Origin of the sequence: Enterobacillus tribolii (genome assembly GCF_003363015.1) — a bacterium.
Classification (GTDB): domain Bacteria; phylum Pseudomonadota; class Gammaproteobacteria; order Enterobacterales; family Enterobacteriaceae; genus Enterobacillus; species Enterobacillus tribolii.
In genome coordinates, this window is record NZ_QRAP01000008.1 from 240192 (window position 1) to 248726 (window position 8535).

The 8535-nt window shown below is 50.0% G+C and carries 11 protein-coding genes; 4 read left to right on the forward strand and 7 right to left on the reverse strand.

From position 1 onward, the window contains the following. Positions 1–3: 3 nt before the first annotated feature. The 3 genes from ytfR to C8D90_RS17270 all read right to left on the reverse strand — a co-directional run bounded on the left by ytfR (position 4) and on the right by C8D90_RS17270 (position 3654). On the reverse strand, positions 4–1506 hold the full coding sequence (gene ytfR / locus C8D90_RS17260; RefSeq protein WP_115459723.1) for a galactofuranose ABC transporter, ATP-binding protein YtfR: 1503 nt from the start codon (positions 1504–1506) through the stop codon (positions 4–6). A gap of 56 nt (positions 1507–1562) precedes the next feature. Next, positions 1563–2519 carry a galactofuranose ABC transporter, galactofuranose-binding protein YtfQ gene (gene ytfQ / locus C8D90_RS17265; protein ID WP_115459702.1) on the reverse strand — a complete coding sequence of 319 codons (957 nt, stop codon included), beginning with the start codon at positions 2517–2519 and terminating at the stop codon, positions 1563–1565. Between the two features lie 877 nt (positions 2520–3396). Then, a complete protein-coding gene (locus C8D90_RS17270; protein ID WP_115459703.1) occupies positions 3397–3654 on the reverse strand; it encodes an ABC transporter ATP-binding protein in 258 nt (85 codons plus the stop codon). Between the two features lie 256 nt (positions 3655–3910). On the opposite strand from C8D90_RS17270, the gene C8D90_RS17275 reads away from it, so the two are divergent. The 3 genes from C8D90_RS17275 (at position 3911) to C8D90_RS17285 (ending at position 5553) form a co-directional block, all read left to right on the forward strand. Continuing rightward, positions 3911–4135, forward strand: coding sequence for a hypothetical protein (locus tag C8D90_RS17275; RefSeq protein WP_115459724.1), 225 nt, complete (start codon positions 3911–3913; stop codon positions 4133–4135). Positions 4136–4699: 564 nt separating this feature from the next. Next, positions 4700–5056 (forward strand): NlpC/P60 family protein, encoded by a 357-nt coding sequence (locus C8D90_RS17280; RefSeq protein ID WP_312026884.1) that lies wholly within the window; start codon positions 4700–4702, stop codon positions 5054–5056. Positions 5057–5160: 104 nt separating this feature from the next. Beyond that, entirely contained in the window at positions 5161–5553 is a 393-nt protein-coding gene (locus C8D90_RS17285) for a VOC family protein (RefSeq protein ID WP_115459704.1), read from the forward strand. A 57-nt stretch (positions 5554–5610) separates the two neighbouring features. Here C8D90_RS17285 and pptA read toward each other — a convergent pair whose 3' ends face one another. Beyond that, positions 5611–5841 (reverse strand): tautomerase PptA, encoded by a 231-nt coding sequence (pptA, locus tag C8D90_RS17290; RefSeq protein WP_115459705.1) that lies wholly within the window; start codon positions 5839–5841, stop codon positions 5611–5613. Between the two features lie 138 nt (positions 5842–5979). Next, positions 5980–6870 (reverse strand): LysR family transcriptional regulator, encoded by an 891-nt coding sequence (locus C8D90_RS17295; RefSeq protein WP_115459706.1) that lies wholly within the window; start codon positions 6868–6870, stop codon positions 5980–5982. Between the two features lie 199 nt (positions 6871–7069). Between C8D90_RS17295 and C8D90_RS22525 the strand changes: the two genes are divergently transcribed. Next, positions 7070–7213, forward strand: coding sequence for a SymE family type I addiction module toxin (locus C8D90_RS22525; RefSeq protein WP_115459726.1), 144 nt, complete (start codon positions 7070–7072; stop codon positions 7211–7213). A gap of 44 nt (positions 7214–7257) precedes the next feature. Here C8D90_RS22525 and C8D90_RS17305 read toward each other — a convergent pair whose 3' ends face one another. Beyond that, positions 7258–7647 carry a contact-dependent growth inhibition system immunity protein gene (locus C8D90_RS17305; RefSeq protein ID WP_115459707.1) on the reverse strand — a complete coding sequence of 130 codons (390 nt, stop codon included), beginning with the start codon at positions 7645–7647 and terminating at the stop codon, positions 7258–7260. Positions 7648–7718: 71 nt separating this feature from the next. Continuing rightward, on the reverse strand, positions 7719–8357 hold the full coding sequence (locus tag C8D90_RS17310) for a hypothetical protein (RefSeq protein ID WP_407920639.1): 639 nt from the start codon (positions 8355–8357) through the stop codon (positions 7719–7721). Between the last annotated feature and the right edge of the window lie 178 nt (positions 8358–8535).

The following is an 8535-nucleotide window of genomic DNA, read 5'->3' on the forward strand; positions in this document are numbered from 1 at the left end:
TCCTTATGCCGCAATGGCATTCATAATGGCGGCAACGGACAGGTCTTCCAGCGGAATTTCGGCAATTTGCCGGCGATCGCGCATGATGATGATTCTGTCCGCATACCCCACCAGCTCTTCCAGCTCCGACGAAATCACCAGCAACGCCAGTCCGTCGGCACACAGGGTTTCGATCAGGCGGATAATCTCCGCATGCGCGCCGACATCTATACCGCGCGTCGGTTCGTCCAGGATCAGAAACTGCGGCCTGGTCAACAGCCAGCGGGAAAGCAGTACCTTCTGCTGATTGCCGCCGGACAGAAACTCCACCGCCTGCTCCTGACCCGGCGTCCGGATACCCAGCTGGCGGATGAAGCGTTCGGCGATCTGATTTTGTTCGCGCCGGGGAATCGGCCGCAGCCAGCCACGCTGGGCCTGTAAAGCCAGAATGATGTTCTCGCGCACTGAAGCGGCAGCGATAATGCCGTCGGTTTTGCGATCTTCAGGGCAGAATCCCAACCCAAGGCACGACGCCTGATACGGCGAGCGCAGCGCGTGTTGCTTACCTTTAACCCAGGCGTTGCCGCTGTCGGCCGGGCGGATGCCGAATATCACCTCAGCCGTTTCGGTGCGCCCCGACCCCAGCAGACCGGCCAGCCCGACGATTTCACCCGGCCTGACCTGAAGATCGAACGGTTCAATCACCCCTTTCTTGCCGTAGTTTTCAAAACGCACCACCGGTTTGTCGCTGAGCAGGGTGCGCCCGGCACGCTGTAGCGCCTTGTTGTCCAACTCACGCCCCAGCATCATTTTTACCAGCTCGATATAAGGCAAATCGCGCGTATTGCAGGTGCCGACGAAAGCGCCGTTGCGCAGCACGGTGATCCGGTCAGTGACCGCATACACCTGTTCGAGGAAATGAGTGACGAAAATCAGGCTGACGCCCTGATCGCGCAGCCGGCGCATCAGGGTAAACAGCATCTCGACCTCTTTGGCGTCCAGGCTGGCCGTTGGTTCGTCCAGAATCAGCACCTTGGCGGAGAGATCGATAGCCCGGCAAATGGCGACAATTTGCTGCATCGCCACGGAAAAACGCCCGAGCGGCTCGGTCACGTCCAGGCTAAAGCCATAACGGGCCATCAGTTCGGTCGCGCGCTTCACCATTTCACGGCGGTTGATCAGGCCGAAACGCCGTGGCTCGCGGCCGATAAACAGATTGTCCGCTACCGACATGTTCGGCAGCAGGTTAACTTCCTGATACACCGTACCAATCCCCAGTTCCTGGGCATGGGCGGTGTTTTTCGGAGAGATTTCATTTCCTTCCAGCCAAATACTGCCGGCATCGCGTTGATAGACGCCGGTCAGGGCCTTAATCAGCGTGGATTTTCCCGCACCGTTTTCGCCCAGCAGCGCCATGATTTCGCCGCGGCGCAGGCTCAGGGAAACGTTGTCCAGCGCCTTCACGCCGGGAAATACCTTACTCAAACCGTCGGTGCGGAGTAGAACATCTTCTTCAGCAGCGGACATAATCTGGCGCTCCCGTGAGTAAGAAAAGGCCCCGCTGCGCGGGGCTGCGCAGGTCATCAGTAGCCCATGTCTTTTTTCTTATCCAACTCGGCCTGAGCGCTGTCCGGCAGGAACAGCTTCGATTCGGTGCGGACAATTTTAGGCGGCAGGGTGCCGTCTTTCTTGAACTTCTCCAGGGCGTCAAAAGCCGGGCCAGCCATGTTCGGCGTCAGCTCTACGTTGGCGTTGGCCTCGCCGGCCAGCATGGCTTTATAGATATCCGGTACGCCATCGATGGAACCGGTGAGGATGTCTTTACCCGGCTTCAGGCCCGCTTCTTTAATCGCCTGAATGGCGCCGATCGCCATGTCATCGTTATGGGCATACACCATGCAGATATTTTTGCCGTTGTTTTCCGCCTTGATGAAGCTTTCCATCACTTCTTTACCCTTACTGCGGGTAAAGTCGCCGGACTGAGAACGGATAATCTTGATATTCGGCGTTTTGGCGATCGCTTCGGCAAAGCCTTTCTTACGATCGATAGCGACGCTCGCCCCAACCGTTCCCTGCAGTTCCACAACGTTACAGGGTTTGCCGTCCATCTCCTTGACCAGCCAGTCGCCGATCAATTTTCCTTCCAGTACGTTGTCGGCAGTAACCACGGTCATATACAGCGAGTCATCTTTTACGGTAATCGCGCGGTCCAGCAGGAAGACCGGGATCTTGGCATCCTTGGCTTCTTCCAGCACCGGCTCCCATCCCGTTTGCACGATAGGCGCAATGAAGATAGCGTCAACGCCCTGAGCAATAAAGGAACGTACGGCCTTGATTTGGTTTTCCTGCTTTTGCTGCCCGTCGGCAATTTTCAGCGTAATGCCGCGCTTTTGCGCCTCGCTCTTCGCGACCGATGTTTCAGCCGCGCGCCAGCCGGATTCCGAACCTACCTGAGAAAAACCAACGGTTAACGAGTCCGCCAGGGCTGCGGAGGACATTGCCGCTGACAGTGCCGATACTAAAAGTAAACGCTTCCACATAGGGAGATCCTCATACATGTATTGTTGGGTGAAATACAGGCAGAACGGAATTCACTATAGTAAATAGCCATCGCAACGTTATGCGTCATATCACATTGCTGAAATCACAGTAAGTTTATCCATCTTTATTACGCGGAATATACACTTGCTTTATTAAGGGATAATATCCCCACTTTCCTTTTTCCGCAGATAAATCCGGCGATAACAGGCCATTCAATAAATAAGAATGTAACCGCTTCCATAATAAAAATAATAGTATGGACTTTCCAGCCGAAAGCCGGTGCTGTCATTGTCAGTGAAGATGAGAGGCAGATCATAAGAAAAGCGTCAATATAACGCTTCGTTACCGATGTTGTATGCGCCGGTTCACATACATCCGGCCAACGTTCAGAAAGGCAATTTTCGGCTATAGCAAAAAAGAATGTGTGATTACGTCGAATAGTTTCTCAGATTGTACACCACACCAATATATAACCAATCAACTCACCAGACAATTCGCTAACCCGGTCACACACAGTATCTTCTTACCCGCACATGACTGGACATTCACTTAAGGTTATCTAATATATTTGCATTGCAAGGCAAATGCTCCGTTTTTTTACCTTAGGGTGATACGTTATGGTGAGTATGGTGAAAGTGTTATGGTGAATGTGTTTTACCGAATACTGCTGGTATTAACCATCATGGTTTGCGGGATATGGGTAGCCCTTCTTTTTGATCTGGGGGAAATTCGGGGGCATATTTCTGATACGCTGCATTGGCTGGAAATGCTGAGCGAACGCGAGGAAGTATAAAAGAAGCACACAGAAAGGGCACTTCCCGGGGCGCATGCGCTGCACGATAACCCCGGAACATCATTTTACTGAGTATTGAAGCCTCAGGAGAGGGACGATTCGCTACTTAGCTCAGACAGCTTCATCCGGTAGTTTTTCACCTTACGGCGTTTTCTCAGATAGCTGCTGAATGACACAATAAAAATTCCCGCCGCCAGCACCAGTACGCCTGGTGAACGCTCGTACCACAGCATCAACAAAAAATAGAGCGCGGAAATTATAGCAAGCCACTTATCCATATGGCCTCCGCTGCTTTTTTCGTTGATCAGGCGGCGAATAGACTCTTCTTCACTGATTCCCATACGCGCTCCTTGTTCATGATTATCATAGAGAATATGAGATTTGTCGGAGAAAATATCAAGGGGGATGAAGAGATTTTTTGCTAACGGAGATTCATTATAGGATAATTACCTAAACCATTTCCTGCTCTTCTCCACGCTCTTTACATTCAAAATACTTTGCAACTATTTCCCTGTCCCCTTGTACCAGGATTCCAGGATACACTTCACGGGAAGGATGCCTGACTTTCAGGCCGTATTGTTTACCCGAGATGCCATTATGAAAAAGCTGATTGCTCTGACGTTGTTTGCCACCACCCTGCTCGCAGGCTGCGCCCGCGAATCACCGTGCGTTCCGGTCTATGACGATCAAGGGCGTCTGGTACACACCAATACCTGTATGAAAGGAACCACTCAGGATAACTGGGAAACCGCAGGCGCCATCGCCGGCGGCGCGGCAGCCATTGCCGGCCTGACCCTGGGTATCATCGCCTTAACCAAATAACCCTGCTTTCGCGGTGTGCTTATTACAGCACACCGCTCTTCCCCTTCGCCTCCTCAGAGACGTAAATAATAATTAATCCGGCTGCATCTGTCATATTCCATAAAAATAGAGACATAGCGGTGTTATTTTATTTATTTTTAATAGCCTTTTATATTTCTTAACGTCCTGCGCAAAAAAAACAACACATCTTTAATAGACCACTTGGTTTAAAATAAATCCAATTGCAATCAGCACGTTGAATGTTTAGCTGCCTGTGGCTTAACATATATTTAAGATATTTCGCTTGCATTGAAGGTTTATATTAATTACTTTTCCCTTCCAGAAAAACCTTATCTCTATATTTTTATTGAGATTAAAAAATTAACTTTTTCCTCTATTTTATTAACATTAAATTTTATCGTTATGCTTTTTAATATCCGAAACTGTGTATTTGCGGCGACTATCGCCTGTGCTTCTCTGTCTCTTTTCTCACTTCCGGCAAGCGCTTCATCGTCATTGCTGCCCCAGAATTCATTCACCCAAAAAATAAATAACACCACGACTATTAAGAACGCTATTAGCTCCGTGTATGCCAAGTGGAAAGGCGTGCATTACCGCTTCGGCGGCAGCACCAAACGCGGCGTTGATTGTTCTGCATTAATGCAGCACGTCTTTAGCGATACCGTGGATATGCATCTGCCCAGAACCACCCGCGAGCAAATCAAGCTCGGTACGCGTATCAGTAAAAATGAGCTGCGTACCGGCGATCTGGTCTTCTTCAAGACCTCGCGCTACCAGCGTCATGTCGGGGTTTATATCGGTAACAACCAATTTATGCACGCGTCGAAGCGTAAAGGCGTAACCATCTCCAGCCTCGATAACAGCTACTGGGTACGTCATTATGAAAGCGCGCGCCGCGTTGTTGATGACTATACGGCGTAACATCGTTTCCCCGTTACATGAACGTAATCACGCTCTATGGCGATAATTTCGCCATAATAAAGAATTGTATGATTACGTTAATAATTCCGTAACGGGAGGAGAATGTGTTTTCTTACATGATGTTTGGTACGAATAATCTGCCCGCCGCCATCGCATTTTACGATCCGCTGATGGAGATTCTAGGACACCCTCAGGGCGGAAGAAGCGACGAAGGCGCCTCCTGGGGAACATTCGGAGATAATAATACGCTTGGGTTTTGCATTGGCCGCCCCTTCAACCAGGAGCCCGCTACGGTCGCAAACGGCGTAATGGCGGCCTTCAACACCCCTGATCCGGCCACCATTCAGCGGCTGCATGCGCTGGCGCTGTCGTTAGGCGGAACAGATGAAGGCGCGCCGGGATATCGCCCGCATTACGGTGAAGGGTTTTACAGCGCTTATGTGCGCGATCCCGACGGCAACAAACTGGCGTTTGTCTACTATGATGCCAAGGCATAAATAGTGCGTGCCGGACAAACACGCCAGCGTGCTTATCCGGCAACACATCTCACATGTTTACAGCGTATATCCCGGTTTTTTCGCCAGCCTTCCCAGCGCAGGCTTAATTACCGGGTCATAAACCTCTTCTTTCCAGCGATCCGCTGAAACTTCCGTTAATGCGACGGAAATCGATCCATCTTTCGAACCCAGGTGTGCTTTCAACACATTACACAGGTCGGAAACCAATTCCTGTTTCTGAAAATCAGAAAGATCTTGCGGAAAAAATTTCACATCAATATGTGGCATATCATTTCTCTCATAATATATTTTGACTGTAGGGTACATACCTGTTTGTGGTATCGCCCTAGAAATCTAGCCTATTTCCCCGACCACACGAAACTTTTCGGGCGTAATCGTACGGCAAGCTTAAGCAAAAAATGCGGTTTAAACTTTCTCAATAATCACGAAACGCTCACGCAAAAAGTCAATGAAGCGTTGTGTTTTTGCCGGCAGCAGGCGGGTTTCCGTCATTGCATAAACCGGAACCGACCTGGCCTGCCAACCCGGCAGCACGCGCTGCAATCGCCCTTCGCTCAAATCCTGTGCCACCATATTTTCTGCCAGCATGGCAATTCCCATATCCAGCAGCGCCAGATTACGAATCATCCCCACGCTGTTGAGCAGAAACCGGCCGGGAACCGTGATATCGCACTGCGCCTCCTCCTTATGCAACCGCCACTCGCGTGATTCCGCCGTCCGCAGACGTAAACATTCGTGCCCTTTCAATGCTTCCGGTTCACGCGGCTCCCCCGCTCGTTTCAGGTAGCCGGGCGATGCGTACAACGCCCGGGAAACGGTCCCCAAACGACGGGCGATCAGGGTTGAGCTGGGCAAATCGCCCATGCGGATCGCCACGTCGAACGGCTCGGTCACCAAATCGACCTGGCGCGGCGTGAGAGTCAGATCAAAATCAATACCGGGATAATCATGTGCGAACGCGGCGATATGCGGCGCCAGAAAGGTCGTCGCCAGATCCACCGGCATAGAAACACGCAATAATCCCGTCGGCTGTTCCAGCAGCCCGCCGAGCTGTTCATGCGCCAGCCTGGCTTCATCCACGATACGTTTGCAGCGCTCGAAATAGACCTGCCCGGCTTCGGTCAGCTCTATCCTGCGCGTAGTGCGATGCAACAAACGCAGGCCGATCTCCTTTTCCAACTGGCTGATATGACGCGACAGCGTTGAATTCGGCATGTTCAGCACTTCAGCCGCTTTGCGAAAACTGCGCGCTTTCGCTACCTCAACGAACAATGCCATGTCATTAAGCAACTTCATTTCCATTGCTCCATTAATGGAATAATTGTTTCGATTTTAGACTGTTTATCCTAAATGAGCCAAAGACAATAATAGATTTAATAGTGGACTGCCCCTATGCCGGTAGACAATCCTACCCTATAGTTTGAGCATAGGGGGGAGCACATGGGCACACCACGATGGACTACGCCCGCCGCCGTCATGAAGACGGCACACCGGGCTGACCCGCTATTACAGCGAGTTTCCCAGCCTGAACCTGAAGGGTGATTGGCTGGCCGCGCTGGGGTTCTGTACCGGGCAACCGATGATCGTGACTAGCGCGCAGGAAAGGCTGGTGATTGAGGCTGTGGATATTCAGAGCTGACCGTAAATAAAAAGATCCCGGCAAGATTAACCAGGATCTTTTATCTAAGAACGTGATAGCTTATCTATTTTCTCTATATCCGTAACTATCTGATTATCAATATTTGTTTTATCTAATTGATTCAAAAAAAAACTAATACTCTGAAAAAAAGGTAACACAGATTTGATCTCATCACGATTCAAAGAGGCTATAGATGATATTAGTTTTCCGTCATAATCCTCTCCAGCCAATGGGTTTTGTTTTAAAATAACTTCTGCTTTTGGCAAAATCTCTGATAAGAACAGATCCTGTCTTATTGCTCGGGCAATATCACCGACATCTAGTTTATCAAGAGGAATATCTAGAATATTACTAAACCATTCATCTAAAGATGAGCGATTGCTTGGCTCATAATGATGATTATTAATCAATAACAACTCTCTAAAGGTTGTCATATCCCATACCCCTTTATTGCCGACTCAAGTTTGCTAATAGCGTCAGTTGCTCTTCCATAAGCAGCTTGCGCCTAGGGATTATTGACATTTCTTAATGTATTTTCATGATTTCTTAGCCCATTAAGAGTATCTTGCATTTCTTTCATATGGTTCCAATATTTCCCACTGCCATCAGGTTTTAATATCGGATTACTATCCATATCCTTCAAAGTGCCAGTAATATCATGATCTTTGATTGAGTTTTTAATCAAGTTATCAATCTTTTTAATAGAACTTTCCTGCTTTTGATTAAGCTTTTGAACAGGCTTTTCGTCTTGCTGCTTTGGATCATTCTCCGGTGGCGGAGGCGTACTTGTTCCAGATCCAGCTCCGCCAAGCTCTGCCTTTTCCACATCCGTCAGGTTTTTACCCACGTTTGGTGTAGATTCACCACCAGAACCATACTTCTCTTGTAAGGAGCTAAGGTACTTTCCGGTGATCTCATCATTACCCATCATTTTCAGGGTAACCAGATGATCCAGATCCTCCGCTGACATCTTATCTGCGATCTCTTTCGCAACAATACCTGTAATGCCCGCTTTAACACCGATTTCAAGAACCTGTTCAGCGACTTTGCTACGGCAAGGGGCTGCAATAGCGCATCCTTCTATCAGCGCTTTGCCCAACCAGTTATTCTCAACCGCGTTCTTTCCACCCTGCGCCCCGGCCACCGCATTCGCCGTACTGTCTCCGCTAAGCCCGCCTGCACGCCCGAGAGCGCCGCCTTGGTGCCGGTCAGCGCCGCCAGACGCCTGTCGCTCTGCTTCTTCGCATCCTGCGCCGTGCTCACCGCCGTGTTCAGCGCACTGCCCGCCGCACCCGACAACGCGACCGTCAGCCCGGAGGTCT